This window comes from Plantactinospora sp. ZYX-F-223 (assembly GCF_039649625.1).
In the GTDB taxonomy this organism is placed as follows: domain Bacteria; phylum Actinomycetota; class Actinomycetes; order Mycobacteriales; family Micromonosporaceae; genus Plantactinospora.
Genome location: NZ_JBDJAV010000015.1, coordinates 168,153 through 186,957 on the forward strand (window position 1 = coordinate 168,153; position 18,805 = coordinate 186,957).

The window sequence follows — 18,805 nt, forward strand, 5'->3', positions numbered from 1 at the left end:
CGTACAGGATTGTTTTCGCTATGAGAGACGTGATGTACCTGGAGCAGATCGAGCAGGCCGAGACCCTGCTCAAGCCGCAGCGCATCGAGGTGCTGCGGCAACTCGCCGAGCCGCACACCTGCACCGAGGTGGCGAACCAGCTCGGCCAGACCCCGCAACGGGTCTACTACCACGTCAAGCGCCTGGTCGACGCCGGCCTCGTCGACCAGGTCTCCGAGCGGAAAGTGCGGGGCATCTCCGAGGGCATCTACCAGGCGAGCGCCCGGTCGTACTGGCTCTCGCCCCGGCTGGTCGGCCGGCTCGGGCTGCGCAAGGCGCAGGACGAGATGAGCCTCGGCTACCTGCTCAACCTGATGGAGGAGGTCCAGGCCGACATCGCCGCCCTGGACCGGACCGCTCCGGAGCTGCCGTCGATCGGCGTCTCCGGCGAGATCCGGGTGCCGGCCGAACAACGCCAGCAGTTCCTCACCGACCTACAGACCGCACTGCAAGAGCTGTTCACCCGCTACGGCGGAGCCGAAGGCGACGCCTTCAAGCTCGCCGTCGCCTGTTACCCACATGGAGGCACCACTTAACGCTTCCCCACGGCTGGAAGCCGGGGGATTTCTGGCTCAGACCGCACGAGGCCACCGTTCCGGAAGGAGGTGATCGCATGTCTCACGTCGTCGGCACCAGCACGGTCGCGCTCTGCCGTGGCGAGGATCGTCCTCGCGGCGTTCCGGTCGCGGCAGGCGGTGTATCCGCAGGTGTCGCACCGGAAGACTCTGACACCCAGCCCGAGGCGGTGCTTGGCTCTCGTACCGCACTGCGAGCAGGTCATCGTGGTGTAGGCGGGCGGCACCAACACCACCCTCCGGCCCGCCCGCAAGCCACGGTCAACCAGTTCCCGCTTCGCCGCACCAATCGCCGCATCAGCAGCCTTGCGGGCCATCCGGGATTTGGTCAGGAATGTGGGCTTGAAGTCCTCGACCGCGATTGTCGCATGGTTGTCGACGATCTTCTTCGCCCAGACGCGGGCGTCGTGGATGTTCTGCCGGGCCGCCTTCCTGGCCAGCTTCGCCGCCTGCCGCTTGGCCCGCAGGTAGCCGCTCGACGGCTTCACACCCCGTGGGCGCCGACGGCGGGCCATCCGGCGCTGGAGTTTGGCAAGCTCGGCGGCACACCGTTTCCGGTGGCCGAGGTACGGCAGATCGTAGGCCGGGTCGGTGGTCGTCGCAGTCGCGGTGACACCCCAGTCGACACCGATCGCCCCCTCGGCATCGGGGACGGGTGTGGCGTCACGGCGGACGACGAAGGAGGCGTACCAGTGCCCGAGCGAGTCCTGGTAGACCCGGACACTGCTCGGATCGGACGGCAGCTCGCGCGACCAGACGACCGGAATCCTGACGCCGCCGGGCAGCCGCAGCCGACGGTCGCGGATCGAGAACCCACGTACCGTGTATTCCAGGCTGGGCAGGCTGTCCTTGCGCCGCTTCGGTCTCGGCCGGCCCCGTCCCTTCACCCTGAAGGAGTGCTGGAGGGCCAGAGCGTAGGTACGCAACGTCTGCTGCTGCGCGACCTGAGACCCGTCCCGCAACCACGACGAGCGGACCCGCGCCTCGGTCAGCAGCTTCGACAGCTTGCGGAAGGTGGGTTTGCGACCGGTCTTGTACTGGTGGACGGCCTCGTTCCACAACCAGCGACACCGCCCCCACTCCACCGCCAGCGCAGCCTCCGCAGTCGCGCCGGGACGCAACCGGTAGGTGTACCGCACCGTCTCGCCCACACCCACAACCATCCCAGCTACATCCGACAGTTTCGCCCACACAGAGGAGTCGACGCCATGCCGAAAACCAACACCACGCCCGACCGCCCTTTCCTCCCCATGGCTGAAGCCAGGGGCTTCTCGGGCGGCTCTCGATGACCGCACCGCTGACCCTCCGCGCCCGCGCCGCCGCACCGGTCAAGACCGTCTGGCACGCCCTGACCGACGCCGCCGAGCTGCGCGTCTGGCTCGCCGACCACGCCGAGGTCGAGCTGCCGCACCGGTACGAGTTCTGGGGCCGGCACGTCCCCGAGGGCGACGCCCCGCACCAGCGCCTGCGCGACATCGGCGAGCACAGCCTCCGGTTCGGCTGGCTACTGGACGGCGAGGAGACCACCACCGAGATCACCCTCACCGAGGAGAGCCCGGACTCCACGATCATCGCGCTCTCGCAGACCCACTGGAGCTTCCAGGACGTGATGACCGGCGCGAGCATCCGGGGCGTGCTCCAGACGTACTGGTCGCTGGCGATCGCGAACCTCGTCGACCACGTCGAGGGACGGCCGCTCACCCCGAGGACCGACTTCACCTCGGCGACGCTGCGCGACGAGGTCCTCATCGACGCCTCCCCCGAGGCGCTCTTCGAGTCGCTGACCGACTCGGCCAAGGCCAGCGAGTGGTTCGGCTACCCGATCGGGATCGAGCCCTTCGTCGGCGGCCGCTACGCGATGGGCGGCTTCGACAACAACCCCAACCCGGCGAAGGTGCTGGACCTGACCCCCGGCAAGGCGATGACCGTCGACTGGGGGCCGGCCGGGGTGGCGAGCTGGGAGCTGGAGGGCAGCGGGGGCAAGACGAAGCTCTCCTTCGTGCAGAGCGGCTTCGACCAGCCGCCGTACGCGGCCTGGACCGGGTGGCTCAGCGGGGTCGCCGAGCTGCGCCGCTACCACGAGCTGGCCGACTGGCGCCCGATCTGGCTCTACGAGCCGACCGACAACGTACCGGCCGAGGCGCACGCCGAGAGCTGACAATCCGGCCGCCTGTGCCGCCGAACCGTCGTACGGGTTCGGCGGCACAGGCACGTCCGGGAACCGGGAGCCCCACCAGCACGCTGCCGGCGGGCGACCCTTCCGGCCGCGGGACGCACTAGACGAACGAGCCCGGCTCGCTCGGCGCGGAGACGACGCCGGGCGTCTCGCCCTCGTCCTCCGGCCGGACGATCTGCGCGGTCACCTTGTGCGGCCGGATCTCGCCGCTGGCGATCTGCTCCGCCCAGTGGCAGGCCACCCGGCTCTCGCCGATCTGGCGCAGCACCGGCCGCTCGTCGGCACACCTGGTCGGCTGCGCCCACGGGCAGCGGGTGTGGAACCGGCAGCCGGCCGGCGGGTTGGCCGGCGAGGGCAGGTCACCGGCGAGCAGGATCCGCTCCCGGCGGTCCTCCACCTCCGGGTCCGGCACCGGCACCGCCGACATCAGCGCCCGGGTGTACGGGTGCAGCGGCTCCCGGTAGAGCCGGTCGCTCGGCGCCTCCTCGACCAGCGCGCCGAGATACATCACACCGACCACGTCGGAGATGTGTCGGACCACCGCCAGGTCGTGCGCGATCACCAGATAGGTCAGCCCCAGCTCGTCCTGGAGTTCGTCGAGCAGGTTCACCACCTGGGCCTGGATCGACACGTCCAGCGCCGAGACCGGCTCGTCGGCGACGATCAGCTCGGGACCGAGCACCAGGGCCCGGGCGATGCCGATGCGCTGCCGCTGCCCGCCGGAGAACTCGTGCGGATAGCGGGACAGCGCCCACTTCGGCAGCCCGACCGCGTCCAGCGTCCTGGCGATGATGTCCCGCCGGGCGGCCCGGTCGGCGCCGATCCCGTGCGCCTGCAAACCCTCGACCAGGATCGACTCGACGTTCTGCCGGGGGTCCAGGCTGGACATCGGATCCTGGAAGATCATCTGCATCCGGCGGCGCATCGCCCGGAGCCGGTTCGGCGGCAGTCCGGTCAGCTCGACACCGTCGAAGTTCACCTGCCCGCTCGTCGGCCGGGTCAACTGGAGCAGTGCCCGGCCGAGCGTCGACTTGCCGCAGCCGGACTCGCCGACCAGCCCGTACGTCTTGCCGCGCGGGATGGTCAGGTCGACCCCGTCCACCGCCTTGACATGCCCGACGACCCGGTCGAAGATCACGCCCCGGGTGATCGGGAAGTGCACCTTGAGATCCCGGACCTCGACCAGGTTCGCGGACTGCCCGGTGACCTTCACGTCGGTCATGCCGACTCCTCCTCGCGCGGGGCGGGCAGCTTCGCCTGCTCCTCCACCGGTACCGGCACGTCCTCGGCCGCCGTCGCCTGCGCCGGAACCACCCCCTCCGCCGCCGGCTCCGCCCTGCTCGGCGAGGCGGGCGGGGGTGCCGCCGCACCGGGCGGCGGCACCGGGTTGACACACCGGTACGTCCGGTCGGTGTGGGTCAGCGCGAGCTGCGGCGGCTGGCCGAGGCATGCCTCGATCTGCCGGTCGCAGCGGGGCGCGAAGGCGCAGCCGTCGGCCCAGGGCAGTACGTCCCGGACCGAGCCGCGGATCGGGGAGAGCCGTTCGCCCCGCCCCGCGTCCAGCCGAGGGATCGACCCGAGCAAACCCACCGTGTACGGGTGCCTCGGCTCGGCGAAGAGCGGCTTGCGGCGGGCGGTCTCCACCACCCGGCCGGCGTACAGCACGTTGACGGTGTCGCACATCCCGGCGACCACACCCAGGTCGTGGGTGATCATCACCAGGGCGGTGCCGGAGTCGCGTACCAGATCCTTGAGCAGTTCCAGGATCTGCGCCTGGATGGTCACGTCGAGCGCCGTGGTGGGCTCGTCGGCGATCAGCAGCCGGGGCCGGCAGGCCACCGCGATCGCGATCAGCGCCCGCTGGCGCATCCCGCCGGAGAGCTGGTGCGGATATTCCTTGAGCCGCCGGTTCGGGTCCGGGATGCCGACCCGGTCCAGCAGTTCGGCGGCCTCCTTGCGGGCCGCGTCGCCGCCCAGCCCACGATGCCGGGCCAACACCTCGGTCACCTGCCGGCCGATCGGGATGACCGGGTTGAGCGAGGAGAGCGGGTCCTGGAAGATCATCGCGACGTCCCGACCCCGGATGTCCCGCATCGCCCGCTGGTCGACCCGGAGCAGGTCGGTGCCGTCGAAGTCGGCCCGGCCCTCCACCGTGATCCCGGGCTGCTTGGGAAGCAGTCCCATCAGCGCCAGCGAGGTCACGCTCTTGCCGCAGCCGGACTCGCCGACCAGGCCGACGACCTCGCCCGCGTTCACCGAGAACGAGACCCCGTCGACCGCCCGCACCGTACGCTTCCCGCGCTGTCGGAACGTGACGGAGAGATCGTCCACATCAAGCAGTGCCATGACAGATCACTTCCGCAGCTTCGGGTCGAGGGCCTCGCGCATCGCCTCACCGAGCAGGGTGAAGCCCAGCGCGGTGATGATGATCGCCACCGCCGGATAGATCGCCAGCGCCGGCCGGATGCCCAGGTACGGCTGCGCGTCGGCGAGCATCACGCCCCACTCCGGTATCGCCGTGTCCGGGTTGCCGAGGCCGAGGAAGGAGAGGGCGGCCGCCTCGATGATCGCGGTGGCCAGGGTCAGCGTGGCCTGCACGATGACCGGGGCCAGCGAGTTCGGCAGCACGTGGCCGAGCGCGATCTTCGATCGGCGTACCCCGAGTGAGGTCGCGGCGAGCACGTAGTCGCTGTTGGCCTGGGCGATCATCGCGCCGCGCAGCAGCCGGGCGAAGACCGGCACCGAGACCACGCCGACCGCGATCATCACGGTGGTCAGGCTGGCGCCGAGCAGTGCCGCGATGCTGACCGCCAGCAGCAGGCTGGGCAGCGCCAGCATCATGTCGACGATCCGCATCAGCGTGGTGTCGACCCACCGCCCCCAGCGCCCGCCGAGCCCGGCGGCGGCACCGGCGACGCCGCCGACCAGGGCGCCGATCGCCAGACCGATCAGCGTGGAGACCACGCCGACCAGCAGGGTCTGCCGGGCTCCGACGATCAGCCGGCTGAACTCGTCCCGTCCCTGGTGGTCGAAGCCGAGCCAGTGGTCGCCGGAGGGGCCGGGGATGATGCCCTGGCCCGACTTGACCAGGCCCTCCCGGATCCCGACGGTGTCGGTCGGCCCGTACGGCACGAAGAACGGCCCGACGATCGCGACCAGCAGGAAGATGCCGAGCACGACGGCGCCGACGATGGCCGCCGGGTTGCGCCGGAGCCGGCGGAACGCCTCCTGCCAGAGGCTGACGCCGCGCTCCTCGTCGCGGGCCGCGGAGAGTTCGCCGAGCCGGTCGAGCTTCTCGGCCTTCTTCCTGGCCCGTTCGGTGATCGTCACCTGCGCCACCCTTCGTTCGCGACCGCGGGGCTCGCAAGCTCTACTCGCATTCCGGCGCGACCGCGTCCCACGCGAGCCGCCCCGGAACGCTCACTCCTCGCGCTCACCGGGCCCACCATCCGTTCACGATTACGGTGCTCACGCGCTGCGGCGGCGTCCTCATCGGACACGCACCCTCGGGTCGATCAGGCTGTACGAGAGGTCGACCAGCAGGTTCACCAGTACGAAGAGCACTGCAATGATCATGATGAAGCCCATCAGCACCGGATAGTCCCGCTGGCTGATCGAATCGGCGATGAACGCCCCGATCCCGCTGAACGCGAAGACGGTCTCGGTGAGCACCGCGCCGGAGAGCAGACCGCCGGTGAGCAGGCCGATCGTGGTGGCCACCGGCAGCATCGCGTTGCGCAGCACGTGCCGCCGGCGTACGACCCGCTCGGTCAGGCCCTTGGCCTCGGCGGTCCGGACGAAGTCCTCGCCGAGCACCTCCAGCACGCTCGCCCGGGTGATCCGGACGATGATCGCCAGCGGGATGCTGGCCAGGGCGAGGCCGGGCAGGACCAGGTGCCAGAGCGCGTCGATGGCCGCGTCCCACTCGCGGGTGAGCAGTCCGTCGAGGACGAAGAAGTTGGTGATCCGGGTCGCGTCGATGGTCGGGTCCTGCCGGCCGCTGGCCGGGAAGAGGTGCAGGTTCTCGGCGAAGATCGCCTTGAGCACGTACGCCAGGAAGAAGACCGGGATGCAGACCCCGACCAGCGATCCGGCCACCGAGGCGTGGTCGAGGAGCCGGCCGCGACGGCGGGCGGCGAGGTAGCCGAGCGGGATGCCGACCGCGATCGCGATGATCATCGCGGTCGCGGCCAGTTCGACGGTACCCGGGAAGCGTTGCAGGAACTCGGTGGTCACCTCGCGCTTGGTGGAGATCGAGGTGCCCAGGTCGAGCCGGAACATGCGCTGCATGAACCGGCCGTACTGCACCAGGATCGGCTCGTCCAGCCCGAGGTTGTCCCGGATCGCGGCGCGCATCTCCGGGGTGCCGCGCTCACCGAGGATCGCGGTCTCCGGGCCGCCGGGCAGCCGGTGCAGCCAGATGAACAACAGGATGGAGAGCCCGAAGAGCGCGGGTATCAGCTGCAACAGGCGTCTGACGATGAACCGGAACACGGGCGGCCTCTGGCGGGGTGCGGAGGGTCGCGCGGGCGGGCGCTGGGCTGACCTCCGACCGGGGTCCACCGGCCGGGATCAGGGCGCGCCCGCCCGCGGTCCCTTTCTCTATGTCAGGACTTGAACTCGGCGGTGGCGAACCGCTCGTCGGTGAGCGGGCTCGCCTTGACGCCGGTCACGTCCTTACCGAACACGATCGCCGGCGGCGAGTGCGAGATCGGCACACCCGGCAGGAACTTCATGACCTCGGCGTTGAGCTCCTTGTAGAGCTCGTACCGGGCGGTGGCGTCCGCGGTGGTGTCGGCCTTCTTGAACAGTTCGAAGAGCGCCGGGTTGTTGAAGCCCCACTCCGGCTTCTGCCGGTCGAACATGGTGCCGATGAAGTTGTAGCCGTCGCCGTAGTCACCGGTCCAGCCCAGGAAGTGCAGGTCGTGCGCGGTACCCGTGCTGGTGGCGTTGAGGTAGTCCGGGGTCCACTTCAGCGGGATCGGCTGGATCTTGATGCCGACCGCCTGGAGGTCCGCCGAGAGCAGCTCGAAGAGGTCCTTCGGGTTCGGCATGTACGGCCGGGTGACCTCGGTCGGGTAGTGGAACCGCAGCGTCAGGTTGCTGGCGCCGGCCTCGGCAAGGAGCTGCTTGGCCTTCTCCACGTTGTAGTCGTACGTGGTGACCTGCGGGTTCCAGCCCTCCACGGTGTCCGGCATGAACTGGGTGGCGACCTTGGCCCCCGGGGGCAGCTTCGAGTCGACCAGCGCCTGCCGGTTCAGGGCGTGCGCGATCGCCTGCCGGACCCGGATGTCCTTGAGCTTCGGGTTGCCGCCGTTCTGGTTCATCGCCAGGTAGAGGATGTTGAACGCCGGGCGGGTCAGCATGTTGAAGCCCTCGCTCTTCAACGGCTCGACGTCCGCCGGACCGACCAGGTCGTAGCCCTGGATGTCGCCGGAGCGCAGCGCCTGCTTCCGGGCGTTCTCGTCCGAGATGGTCTTGAAGATGAGGGTCTTCAGCTTGGCCTTCTGCGCGCCGCTGTATTCCTCGTTCCGCTCCAGGGTCAGCGTCTTGTTGGCGATGTCCCAGGACTTGAACTTGAACGGCCCGGTGCCGGTCGGGTGCTCCATCGCGTACGACGGGTACTGGATGTTGTCGGCGCTACCGCCGATGGTGCTGGCCTGGTACTGCTCCAGCGCCTTCGGGCTGTGGATGGAGAACGACGGCAGCATCAGCGCGGCCGGAACCTTGCTGGAGACGCGGGTGAAGGCGAGATCGACGGTGGTCGCGTCCTTCGGCGTGCAGGACTTGAAGAGGCTCGGCGGCAGGTCGGTCCGCTCGTTGGCGGCGAAGCCACCCATCACGTCCTGCCAGTACGGCGTGACGTCCGGGCTCTGCATCAGACCCTTGGCGTTGTACCAGCGGTTGAAGTTGACGCAGACCGCTTCGGCGTTGAAGTCCGTGCCGTCGTGGAACTTCACGCCTGAGCGGAGCTTGAAGGTCCAGACGGTGCCGGTCGCGTCCGGGGTCCAGCTCTCGGCCAGGCCCGGCGTGATCTTGGTGCCGCCCTCCTCGGGGCGGACCAGCGTCTCGAAGACCTGACGGGCCACCCGCAGCGACTCGCCGTCACTGGCGAGGCTGGGGTCGAGCACCTTCGGGTCGCCGGCCACGCCGAAGACCAGGGTGTCCTTCTGGCTTGCGCCCGAATCGCCGCGGTCGCTCTCGGCACAGCCGGCTACCGCGAGGGCCGCGACCGCTACGGCCGCGATGGCGACCTTCGGTCTTGGTGCACGCATGGTGCTTCACCTCGTCCTGTGGATACGACAAACGCGGTGACGGGGGCCACCGATGGCGAGACATTAGCCGTCGGGCGGACCGGGCGGAAACGGGCCGCGAATGGGTTGGTACCGGATCGTGTCTTTACCGTCATGACACCAGCGACAGAGCGTCGCGCATGGTCGACAATCGGGGCGTTTGTCCGGATCTGACTATGCGAATTTGTTACATCGCCTGTCGGGTGGATCACGACCGATGTCAGACGGACAGCGGGGTCGGTAACGGATCTGAACCGTGGTTGAACCGCGCTGTTCGGGAGGCTGAACAAGGGGCGGCCGGGCCGGTATTGAACGGCGGCGAGGCGCCGACCCGGAAGTGGGTGGCGAGGCGTCGGCCCGGAGTGGGTGGCGAGGCGTCGGCCCCGGTGAGGCGCCGGACGGCAGGACCACGCGGCAGGGTCAGGCGGCAGGTCAGACGGCGCGGCGGCCCTCGAAGGCGCGGCCCAGGGTAATCTCGTCGGCGTACTCCAGGTCGCCGCCGACCGGCAGACCGCTGGCGAGCCGGGTCACCGAGATGCCCATCGGCTTGACCATCAGCGCCAGGTAGGTGGCGGTGGCCTCGCCCTCGGTGTTCGGGTCGGTGGCCAGGATCAGCTCGCGGACCGAGCCCGTGCCGAGCCGGGCCAGCAGCTCCCGGATCCGCAGGTTGTCCGGGCCGACGCCCTCCAGCGGATTGATCGCGCCGCCGAGCACGTGGTAGCGGCCCCGGAACTCGCCGGTCCGCTCGATCGCCACCACGTCCTTGGGCTCCTCGACCACGCAGAGCACCTCTTCGGTACGGCGTGGGTCCCGGCAGACCCGGCACTGCTCGGACTCGGCGACGTTGTAGCAGACGGTGCAGAACCGCACCAGTTCCTTGACCCGGCGCAGCGCGGTGGCCAGCCGGGTGACGTCGGCCGGATCAGCCGAGAGCACGTGGAACGCGATCCGCTGGGCGCTCTTGGGACCGACCCCCGGCAGGCGCCCCAACTCGTCGATCAGATCCTGGATGGCACCCTCGTACATCGCGGGGTTGCTCAGAAACCGGGCAGGCCGAGGCCGCCCATGCCGCCGGTGACCGGGCCCATCTTCTCCTCGGTCAGCTTGCGCACCTCGTCGTGGGCGTTGTGCACGGCCGCGAGTACGAGATCCTCCAGGGTCTCCACGTCCTCCGGGTCGACCGCCTTCGGGTCGATCTTGATGGCCTTGACCTCGCCGGCGCCGGAGATGGTCACGGTGACCAGCCCGCCCCCGGCCGTACCGGTCAGCTCCGCCTCGGCCAGCTCCGCCTGCGCGGCGGCGAGCTGCTGCTGCATCTTCTGCGCCTGCTTCATCATCTGTTGCAGGTTGGGCTGTCCACCCGGGCGCACGGCGACTCCTCGGTTGCGGAAACTGGTCGCGTCCAGCCTAGTCCGGCCGGCTGCGGGCGGTTCGACGGCCCGCGACCGGCCGGCGCGTCGACTCAGCCCACGACCACGGTCTTCATGATCTTGTCGGCGATGGTCTGCCTCTTGGCGTCCCAGAGCGGGAAGAGGTAGCCGATGTAGCAGATGATGCCGTCGACGAAGTGCGCCAGATCGCGGAGGAACGCCTTGCCGGCGCCGATCGGCTGCCCGGCCCCGAGGTCGATCAGCCGGATGGCCAGCGCCCGCTTGCCCCAACTCTGCCCGGTCTTGCCCGTCATGTACCACCGGTTGTAACCCCAGAGCGCGAACGCGAGCGCCACGAACGCCCAATAGAGCGGGCCCTCACCGGTGACCTCGCCCGTCTGCGGGTCCACGCCCGAGCGGTCGAAGAACGCAGCGACGATGTAGAGCGGCAGGACGACGATCTGGTCGATGACGTGGGCGCCGAACCGCGGCCCCCAACTGGTGTACTTCAAGTAGTGCTCCTCGAAACGAAGGGTGCGAAGAAGGAACGCGGCTCAGCCGAGGCCGACGAGGCCGAGCCGGTGTAGCTGGAACAGCCAACTGGCGCCGGCGAGCAGGCTCACGCCCCACCCCGTACGCCGCCGCGCCCGGTCGGGCCAGCGCGCTGGTGGCGGCAGTACGCCGGACGCCCGCAGGAGGAGCAGCGGCGGCACGGCGGCCGTGAGCACTGCCAGGCCGACGATCATCGGATTGGCCGCCACCGCGCCGGCCAGGTCACCCCGGACCAGTGCGACCGCCGCCGTGGTCAGGCCACAGCCCGGACACGGCACGCCGGTCAGCGAGCGCAGCGGGCACGGCAGGCCCAGGCCGGTCGCGTCGGTCAGGTACGGCCACGCCGTCGCGGCGACCGCCACACCCAGACCGAACACGCCGAGCCGCTCAGGTACCGAGAACTCGCGCACCACACTCACAGGAAAATCACAGAAAACGGGGATGGGCGACCGATGTTAGAAGATCGTCGATCGTCCCGTCCTCCCGTTTTCCGGCGGACGCCGAGAGCGGACGGTCGAGTTCCGGTAGCCGATTGACCAGCCGGTCAGGCCCGGGGTCGTCCGGCCGGTGAAGACGATCCGAGGACGACGCCGGCAAGCCGCCCGAGCGACTCGTCGCCGTCGGTGGCATCGTTCGGGCTGGGGTTACTTGAGGTCGACGCTTACTTGAGGTCGACCTCGCCGATCCGTTCCGCGCCGAGGGTCTGCTGCAACAACTGCACCGCCTGCTGCTCACTGGTCTGCCGGGCGGTCCGCTCGTCGATCACCTCGTCGAGGGGTTCGTCGCCCGGGTCGAAGCCCTCGTAGCCGATCCCCGCCGAGGGGCGCGGGCCGTCGTATTCGGGGTCGTAGGGCGGCTCACCGGCCCAGTCCCGGTCCGCGGTCCGCTCCGGCGCCGGGGCGGGTTTCGGGGCACGGCCGGCCGCCGCTGCCCGGGCCGCCGCGAGCCCGGAACTGACCGCGCCACCGCCCGCACCAGGATTGGTACGCCCACCGTTCGGCTTGCCGACTCCGTCGCTGCCGGCGCCGTGACCGGCGGCCGCAGCACCGGTGCCGCTCGGTGCGGCGGTGCCGTTGGTACGGCTGCCGGCACCACCGGTCGGGCTGCTGGCGCCGGTCGGCGTGCCGGAGCCACCCGGCGAGGAGGAGGCGCCGGCCGGCGAGCCGGTCGCGGGGGCAAAACCGGTACCCCCGGGCGGGGCCGGCTCCGGCCAGTCCTCGTCGGCCGCTCCGCTCGGCGCGGCACCACCGGGTCGGGCCGGTTCCGGCCAGTCGTCGTCATCGGCGCTGGCCGCCGAGCCGCCCGCGCTGCCCGAGCCGGATCCACCGGTCGTGCGCTCCCGTCCACCGGTCGCACCCCGGCCGGACTGAGCCGAGCCGTTGCCACCGCCCCTGGGCGGGACGCTGTTCGTGGCCGCGCCGCTGCCGGTCGACTGCCGGGGCGGGGCGGTCGGCGCCGGTCCGCGCTGCTCGCCGGCCACCTCGCAACGGATCTGCCAACGCCCGCCCAGCTCCTCGTAGAGGGCGTCGGTGAGCACGCCGGAGGCGTTGGCGAGCATCTGGGCGAGTACCGGGGACTTGACGGTCAGCACCAAGGTGTCGCCGTCGAGGTCGCGTACGACCGCGTCGCGCATCAGGGCGGCGATCCGCTTGTTGGTGCGGTTGACCATGCCGACGACCTCGCCCCAGACCCGGCGTACGGCGGCAGCGTCCACGTCGCCCGTCGGCTCGGCACCGGCCGGCACCGGATCCGGGGTGGCCGGGTCGGGCATCACCGCCTCCGGGGGCACCGGACGCCGGGCCGGTGGCTCCGGGGCGGCCGGGTGCTGCCCGGCCGGTCCGGCAGGCGCCTGGCTAGGCCCGGGTGCGGTGGCTTCGCGTACCTCCCGAGGAGGCGCGACCGGTGCGGCGCTGGCGGCGGCCTGCGGTGCGGGAGTGGTTGCGGGCGACGGGCCCGGGTCTACGGCGGCGGCCGGTGCGCGGACCGGGGCGGCCGGCGGGGCCGCGTCGCCGGAGAGGGTGAGCCGGCGCTCCATGCGTTCGAGGCGTTGCAGCAGGCTGCCGGTGGAGTCCTCGGCACCGGGGAGCAGCATCCGGGCGCAGATCAGTTCGAGCAGCAGCCGGGGGGCGGTGGTGCCGCGCATCTCGACCAGGCCGTTGTGCACGATGTCGGCGCAGCGGGACAGGGTGGCGGGGCCGAGCCGTTCGGCCTGGGCGGCCATCCGCTCGATCTGGTCGGCCGGACCGTCGATCAGGCCCTTGGCGACCGCGTCCGGCACCTGGCGCATGACGATCAGGTCACGGAGCCGTTCGAGCAGGTCGGAGGCGAACCGGCGGGGATCGTGCCCGGCCTCGGCGACCCGGTCGATGGTGGCGTACGCGGCGGCGCCGTCCCCGGCGGCCAGCGCGTCGCACATCTCGTCGATCAGAGCGGCGTCGGTCACCCCGAGCAGGGCCACCGCGCGGGAATAGCTGACCCCCTCCGGGCCGGCACCCGCGATGAGCTGGTCGAGCACCGAGAGCGAGTCCCGGGCGCTGCCGCCACCGGCCCGGACCACGAGCGGGAAGACCGCCGGCTCGATCTTGACGCCCTCGGCCGAGGCGAGCTGCTCCAGGTAGGGGCGGAGCACGCCCGGCGGGATCAGCCGGAACGGGTAATGATGCGTCCGGGACTTGATCGTGCCGAGGACCTTCTCCGGCTCGGTGGTGGCGAAGATGAACTTGACGTACTCCGGCGGCTCCTCGACCAGCTTGAGCAGGGCGTTGAAGCCCTGGGTCGAGACCATGTGCGCCTCGTCGATCACATAGATCTTGAACCGGCTGCTGGCGGGCGCGAAAAAGGCGCGTTCGCGCAGTTCGCGGGCGTCGTCCACGCCACCGTGGCTGGCCGCGTCGATCTCGATCACGTCGATCGAGCCGGCCCCGTCGGTCGCCAGGCTCTTGCAGGAGTCGCAGACCCCGCAGGGCTCCGGGGTCGGTCCCTGCTCGCAGTTGAGCGAGCGGGCCAGGATCCGGGCGCTGGAGGTCTTGCCGCAGCCACGCGGGCCGGAGAAGAGGTAGGCGTGGTTCAACCGACCGGTACGCAACGCCTGGGACAGCGGTTCTGTGACGTGCTCCTGGCCGATCACCTCGGCGAACGTGCGGGGCCGGTACTTGCGGTAGAGCGCCAGTGCCACTCGTCCCGCCTCCTCTCGACCGGGCCATTCTCCACCCGGCGCCGCGCTGCCGAGTGCCAGGTTGTCACGCGCGCCCGACGATTTCCACGTCGATCATGCGGGTCCGGGTGGTGGGCGGTGGACCCGGGTCGATCATGGGGCGGATGGCGTGTCGACCGGGTGCGGCCGGGCCGGGTGGGGTCGGGTTGGCGTCCTCGGGCCCGGTCAGGGCCTGCTCGGGGACGCTCCGGGGGAAGACAAGGCCCCCCGTGCACCCGCCAGAGCTCGCTTATCCTTGCTGCCTTCCGGCCCTGGGGAGGTTCACGAGGTGACGCCACACGGGGGGTACCGCCAAGTGTACCCGGCCGGGCGGCGGGGCTTCGGGGGACCGGCGGGGTGGGCGTACGGCGGGGAGCCTGTATCCTGTCGGACGGAGGATTCGCCTAGAGGCCTAGGGCGCACGCTTGGAAAGCGTGTTGGGTTCACACCCTCACGAGTTCGAATCTCGTATCCTCCGCTCGCCTGAGCAGCAGAAACGTCGATGCCGATCCCTGTTTGGGGATCGGCATCAGGCGTCTGCGCGATCGATGGTGGGCCGAAGCTTTACAGCGCGACCGAGATGTACGGCTCTGCCAGGGCTAGACCGACGGCGTGGGACCTGCCGGCCGGTCGGCGATGGACTCGGAGAGCCAGCGCAGGTACGACGCTGCCCCCACCACGATCGAGGTAGCCGTCACCTGCGGATTGTCCCAGGGATGCCGCGCCAACAGCGTCGCCTCCAACTCCGGATAGCGGTCGGCGGTGGTGAGGAGCACGAGGCGCCACTCCTCTCCCGTCCCCTGCTGGCCGAGGTGCCAGAAGACGCTGGTAACTGGCCCGGTGATCTGCGCGCTGCCGGTCAGCCTCATCCCTACGACGTGCTCGGCGAGAGCCACCGCCGCCTCTCGGGTCTCGGTCGCTGTGGCCACCTCGATGAAGTCGGTCACAAGCAGAGCTAGCTCGCATGCCCGCAGCCATCCGAGACTCCGTCGACATCTACCGATCGATCTGCCTCCGATCCAGGTCATGGAGTTGGCGTCTCGGCCGCTGCGCTGACGTGCCGTCCGGCAAGACACGAGGGCGACCTGTCGGAGAAGATGTCATGGGAGACGCCTCCACACGCCGTGGCGACCGAGAGCTAACGGAAGACGGGGACCGTGAACGCCACTCTTGCCCCTCTGGATCATCGCAACGGTCGTGCGGCTCTGGTTGAAGCCTGCCTCTCGGTCGGCCTTGACCCTGCCGGCGCCGAACTGGTCCGCATCGGGGAGAACGCGGTCTTCCGCCTACGCCGGGATCCCATCGTCGCGCGCGTGGCACGCTCGGAAGCACGCCTACCCGGCACCAAACGCGAGATTGCCATCTCCCGCTGGCTCGACACAGAAGGCATCCCGGTCATCCGTGCCCTCCAGGTACCACAGCCGATCCTGGCGCAGGGCCGGGTGGTCGTCCTCTGGGAATCAGCAGCCGACACCGAGACGTACGGAACGACTGCGCAGTTGGGTGAAATTCTTCGCCGACTGCACAGCCTCACGCTCCCCGCAGAACTGTCGATGCCCCCGCTAGATCCTGTCATCAGCGCCCGGCGGCGCATCGCCAGGCTCACCGGCCTTACCGAGGATGATCGCTTCTTCCTCCGCGCTCGTTGCACAGAACTTGGTTCGGCCTACCAGGCCCTGACGTTCGAACTCCCGAGCGGAGTCGTCCATGGCGACGCCAACGTCGGGAACCTGCTCCGGGGTCGGGACAGACAAGCGGTCTTGGCGGATCTGGACGGGTTCGGCTACGGGCCACGCGAGTGGGATCTCGTGCTCACGGCGATGTACTACGAACGGTATGGCTGGCACAGCCTGGAGGAATACCAGGAGTTCGCCGAGGCGTACGGTTACGACTTGCTCCAGTCAGACTGCTACCGGACGCTTGCGGACCTGCGTGAGCTGATCATGGTGGCGTGGCTCGCTCAGAACGCGTCCCACGATCCGAAGGCGATGAACGAACTGACGAAGCGGCTCGCCACCCTGCGGACGGGAACCGGGCACCGGGACTGGCAGCCGTTCTAGCAGCCTTCCCCGGCCGCTCAACGGCCCCACAATCGATGTCCCACCGCGCTCTCTGCGAGATCACGATAGGTGGGGTCTCCAGCGAACTCGGTCGCGCGGGCGCGGAACTGCCGGACGTACTCCGCGCAACGCGCCGACTTGAGTTGCGAGCCAAGGTCGAGGGCCTGCCGGACGGTACGGCACGCTTCCTCGATTTCGCCGAGATCGAGGAAGCCACCGGCAAGCTTCATGGTCACAAAGAACGTCGTCCGAACCGATCCCCCGCCCGAGGCGAGGTATCGCCTTGCACTCGCAACGACGTCGTTGCCACGCCGGAGGTCGGCGAAGGTGTGGCTGAACTCGGACGCCAGTTCAGAGTCGTCGAAGTATCGGATCCACTGCGGATCGTCCTCGGGCCGGCTCTTCTCGAACAACTCCACGGCCCGGGCAAGACCCTGTTGGGCCCCAGACGCATCCCCACCGGCGGCGAGGGCCCGCGCCTCCATGATGTGGAAGTGCGCGGTCAGGGTCGCGGTCGCGCAGCCGCGTGTCCCACTCCTGGCGGCCCGCGCCAGGTTCGCGGCTTCCCGTGGTCTGGCCAGGTAGGTGGCCTGGTGGCTCATGGCGTCGAGGATGCCTCCGGCAAGCAGTACGTCGTCGGCCGACTGGGCGAGCCGCAGCGCTTGGACGAAGTAGCGCTGAGCCAGGCCATGAAGGCCCGCGTCGTACGACATCCACGCAGCGAGCAATGCGGTCTGCGCAACCGTCGCGTGCAACTGCCGACCAACCGTCTCGCTGTAACACCCCGAGAGAAGAGCGGCGACATCCGAGCGAAGGTACTGGATGAGCGCACGGCGGGCGTGACCACCGCCGAAGCGTTCATCCAGTTGGGCGAAGAGATCACAGGTGGCGCGAACCGCTGCGACGTCGGATGCGCCGATACGTGATCCTCCCGACCGCTCCTCGATTACCTCTGCGCTCGGCCTAACGAGCCAACTAAGCGAGGAATCAGACCAGACACGATCGTCGGTGGGAGCGGTGACGAGAGTTCGCACCCCATCAAGATCGGCTTGCCACAACCTTTCAAGCACACGGATCGCATCACTCACGCTGTCGCTGTAGGCCGTTCCCAGGCTGCTGTCGACAGACTCCGGCTCGCCGATGCCGATGTCCGCGAGCGAGACCGGGCGTGCCAGTTTGATGCCGAGCACCTCGGCTATGAGGCGGGCCGTCTTGTCTCTCGGCCGCATGCCGGCAAGCCAACGGCTCACGGAGGTGTGATCGCAGTTGACCGGAGTGCCAGCCCGTCCGGACAGCTCACGTACCGCGCGGGCAAGCGCCTTGTTCGACATGCCAGCACTTCGCATGACGTCTGCGAGTTGATCGTTGGGCGACGTGCCTGGCAATGCTCGCCCTCCTTCCGGCCGACGCAGACGCACACCTCAGACCATCTTGCACATTTGCGCCCCCGGATGCGCCCTGCCCACGCCCATCGATTCTCGCCACGCTGAGTCCAGCGAGTTTTCGTCGGAAGGAGCGGCCGACCAGCGGGGCGAATCCCGATTCTGAGCTGGATGTGACGAACGCGAACTCTTCAGCCTCCGGCCGCGCGTCACATCCCGGCCGGGGCCGGTGTCTTCCCCTTCACCGGTCCCGGCCGCCCTTCGACCGGGTGCGGCGGTCGGTGTCGGGTCGGGCCCGGCCGCCGCGCCCCCACCAACCGAGGAGGTCAGCGTGAAGCTGTGGCAACGGTGGCGGGCGTACCGCCGCGACAAATTGACGGCCGAGGTCGAGCGGCTGGCGCGTGAGCAGGACGCGGCCGAGGCGGAAGCGGCACGTCAGCGGGTACTCGAAATGGCCCGCCGTCAGCGCGACACCCCCGACCACGAGATCGGTCCCGACCCAGCCAGCCCGCCCACACCTGGCACGACCCGACGTTCCTCCTCGGCCTGCCCCTGCTCACCTACGGACAGCGACGGCTGTACCGGATGGGGCAGCAATGCTGAGCTGGCTCTGCCGCTGGTGGCGGCTCAGGCGTTGGCCGGTATACCCCCGCGACTACCGGTGGGACGGCCGCCGCTGGCGCCGGTACCGGGAGTGGCGATGACCGAGCCACCCCCTACCGCCGGCCCCGCCGCCGAAATCCCGGACCCGCCGGTCGGCACCCTGCTCCGGCTCGCCCCCGGCGAGTGGTCGCACTGCGCCACGGCGCGGCTCGGGACGTACCTGGAGATGACCCTGTCCCGGATCCACCGCAACGCCATCCACGAGGACGAGGCGGGTCTCTGGGTCTGGCTGGTCGGACACGAGCATCCGGCCTGCACCTGGTCGCATGTCGACCCGCACCCACCGTGCCTACAGGTCATGGTGCGGGTCGACGCACCTACCGCGACGGCAGGCGGAGAGCTGTCCGCGCGCTCCGAGGAAATCTATGTGCGAAGTACTAGATATCCTCGCCGTCGTCGGCTAGTCTTCCTCAGGTCAAGGGTGAAGAAAAGACGCTGACGTGACCGCCCCAGCCGAGGGCGAAGGGGCAGGGCCGAGGATCGTTCCGGCTCCGCTCGCTAG

The 18,805-nt window shown here is 69.9% G+C and carries 17 protein-coding genes, 1 tRNA gene and 1 other RNA gene; 5 read left to right on the plus strand and 14 right to left on the minus strand.

Going from position 1 to position 18,805, the window contains the following annotated elements:
- The first annotated feature begins 20 nt into the window (after window positions 1-20).
- On the plus strand, window positions 21-575 hold the full coding sequence (locus AAH979_RS17435; protein WP_346259144.1) for a helix-turn-helix domain-containing protein: 555 nt from the start codon (window positions 21-23) through the stop codon (window positions 573-575).
- On the opposite strand, the gene AAH979_RS17440 is transcribed toward AAH979_RS17435, so the two are convergent.
- Window positions 572-1,909, minus strand: coding sequence for a transposase (locus AAH979_RS17440; RefSeq protein ID WP_346259145.1), 1,338 nt, complete (start codon window positions 1,907-1,909; stop codon window positions 572-574). The genes AAH979_RS17435 and AAH979_RS17440 overlap by 4 nt on opposite strands.
- On the opposite strand from AAH979_RS17440, the gene AAH979_RS17445 reads away from it, so the two are divergent.
- Entirely contained in the window at window positions 1,900-2,772 is an 873-nt protein-coding gene (locus tag AAH979_RS17445; protein WP_346259146.1) for an SRPBCC domain-containing protein, read from the plus strand. The two genes, AAH979_RS17440 and AAH979_RS17445, sit on opposite strands and share 10 nt — an antisense overlap.
- 118 nt (window positions 2,773-2,890) lie before the next feature.
- On the opposite strand, the gene AAH979_RS17450 is transcribed toward AAH979_RS17445, so the two are convergent.
- The 11 genes from AAH979_RS17450 to ffs form a co-directional block, all read right to left on the minus strand.
- Window positions 2,891-4,012, minus strand: a complete 1,122-nt coding sequence (locus AAH979_RS17450) for an oligopeptide/dipeptide ABC transporter ATP-binding protein (protein WP_346259147.1) — start codon at window positions 4,010-4,012, stop codon at window positions 2,891-2,893.
- The gene (locus AAH979_RS17455; protein WP_346259148.1) at window positions 4,009-5,136 is read right to left on the minus strand and encodes an ABC transporter ATP-binding protein; all 1,128 of its coding nucleotides are present in this window, start codon (window positions 5,134-5,136) and stop codon (window positions 4,009-4,011) included. Before AAH979_RS17455 ends, AAH979_RS17450 begins: the two co-directional genes overlap by 4 nt.
- Before the next feature lie 6 nt (window positions 5,137-5,142).
- A complete protein-coding gene (locus AAH979_RS17460; RefSeq protein WP_346259149.1) occupies window positions 5,143-6,120 on the minus strand; it encodes an ABC transporter permease in 978 nt (325 codons plus the stop codon).
- Window positions 6,121-6,279: 159 nt separating this feature from the next.
- Window positions 6,280-7,284, minus strand: coding sequence for an ABC transporter permease (locus tag AAH979_RS17465; RefSeq protein ID WP_318396895.1), 1,005 nt, complete (start codon window positions 7,282-7,284; stop codon window positions 6,280-6,282).
- Window positions 7,285-7,397: 113 nt separating this feature from the next.
- Window positions 7,398-9,065 (minus strand): ABC transporter substrate-binding protein, encoded by a 1,668-nt coding sequence (locus AAH979_RS17470; protein WP_346259150.1) that lies wholly within the window; start codon window positions 9,063-9,065, stop codon window positions 7,398-7,400.
- A 450-nt stretch (window positions 9,066-9,515) separates the two neighbouring features.
- The gene (recR, locus tag AAH979_RS17475; RefSeq protein ID WP_130465496.1) at window positions 9,516-10,109 is read right to left on the minus strand and encodes a recombination mediator RecR; all 594 of its coding nucleotides are present in this window, start codon (window positions 10,107-10,109) and stop codon (window positions 9,516-9,518) included.
- An 11-nt stretch (window positions 10,110-10,120) separates the two neighbouring features.
- Window positions 10,121-10,429 (minus strand): YbaB/EbfC family nucleoid-associated protein, encoded by a 309-nt coding sequence (locus AAH979_RS17480; RefSeq protein WP_239312288.1) that lies wholly within the window; start codon window positions 10,427-10,429, stop codon window positions 10,121-10,123.
- Window positions 10,430-10,545: 116 nt separating this feature from the next.
- Window positions 10,546-10,965: an RDD family protein gene (locus tag AAH979_RS17485; RefSeq protein WP_346259151.1), complete on the minus strand. Its 420-nt coding sequence runs from the start codon at window positions 10,963-10,965 to the stop codon at window positions 10,546-10,548.
- A 42-nt stretch (window positions 10,966-11,007) separates the two neighbouring features.
- Entirely contained in the window at window positions 11,008-11,424 is a 417-nt protein-coding gene (locus tag AAH979_RS17490) for a DUF2752 domain-containing protein (RefSeq protein ID WP_346259152.1), read from the minus strand.
- 242 nt (window positions 11,425-11,666) lie between these two features.
- Entirely contained in the window at window positions 11,667-14,180 is a 2,514-nt protein-coding gene (locus AAH979_RS17495; RefSeq protein WP_346259153.1) for a DNA polymerase III subunit gamma and tau, read from the minus strand.
- Between the two features lie 237 nt (window positions 14,181-14,417).
- Window positions 14,418-14,507, minus strand: an RNA gene (ffs, locus tag AAH979_RS17500) — signal recognition particle sRNA small type.
- 84 nt (window positions 14,508-14,591) lie between these two features.
- Between ffs and AAH979_RS17505 the strand changes: the two genes are divergently transcribed.
- A tRNA-Ser gene (locus tag AAH979_RS17505) sits at window positions 14,592-14,676 on the plus strand.
- A gap of 121 nt (window positions 14,677-14,797) precedes the next feature.
- Here the strand turns inward: AAH979_RS17505 and cutA are convergent.
- Window positions 14,798-15,145 carry a divalent-cation tolerance protein CutA gene (gene cutA, locus AAH979_RS17510; protein WP_346259154.1) on the minus strand — a complete coding sequence of 116 codons (348 nt, stop codon included), beginning with the start codon at window positions 15,143-15,145 and terminating at the stop codon, window positions 14,798-14,800.
- Between the two features lie 210 nt (window positions 15,146-15,355).
- Here cutA and AAH979_RS17515 point away from each other — a divergent pair, with 210 nt between their 5' ends.
- Entirely contained in the window at window positions 15,356-16,258 is a 903-nt protein-coding gene (locus AAH979_RS17515; protein ID WP_346259155.1) for an aminoglycoside phosphotransferase family protein, read from the plus strand.
- A 17-nt stretch (window positions 16,259-16,275) separates the two neighbouring features.
- On the opposite strand, the gene AAH979_RS17520 is transcribed toward AAH979_RS17515, so the two are convergent.
- Window positions 16,276-17,589 carry a hypothetical protein gene (locus AAH979_RS17520; protein ID WP_346259156.1) on the minus strand — a complete coding sequence of 438 codons (1,314 nt, stop codon included), beginning with the start codon at window positions 17,587-17,589 and terminating at the stop codon, window positions 16,276-16,278.
- Between the two features lie 382 nt (window positions 17,590-17,971).
- On the opposite strand from AAH979_RS17520, the gene AAH979_RS17525 reads away from it, so the two are divergent.
- A complete protein-coding gene (locus AAH979_RS17525; RefSeq protein ID WP_346259157.1) occupies window positions 17,972-18,742 on the plus strand; it encodes a hypothetical protein in 771 nt (256 codons plus the stop codon).
- Window positions 18,743-18,805 lie beyond the last annotated feature (63 nt).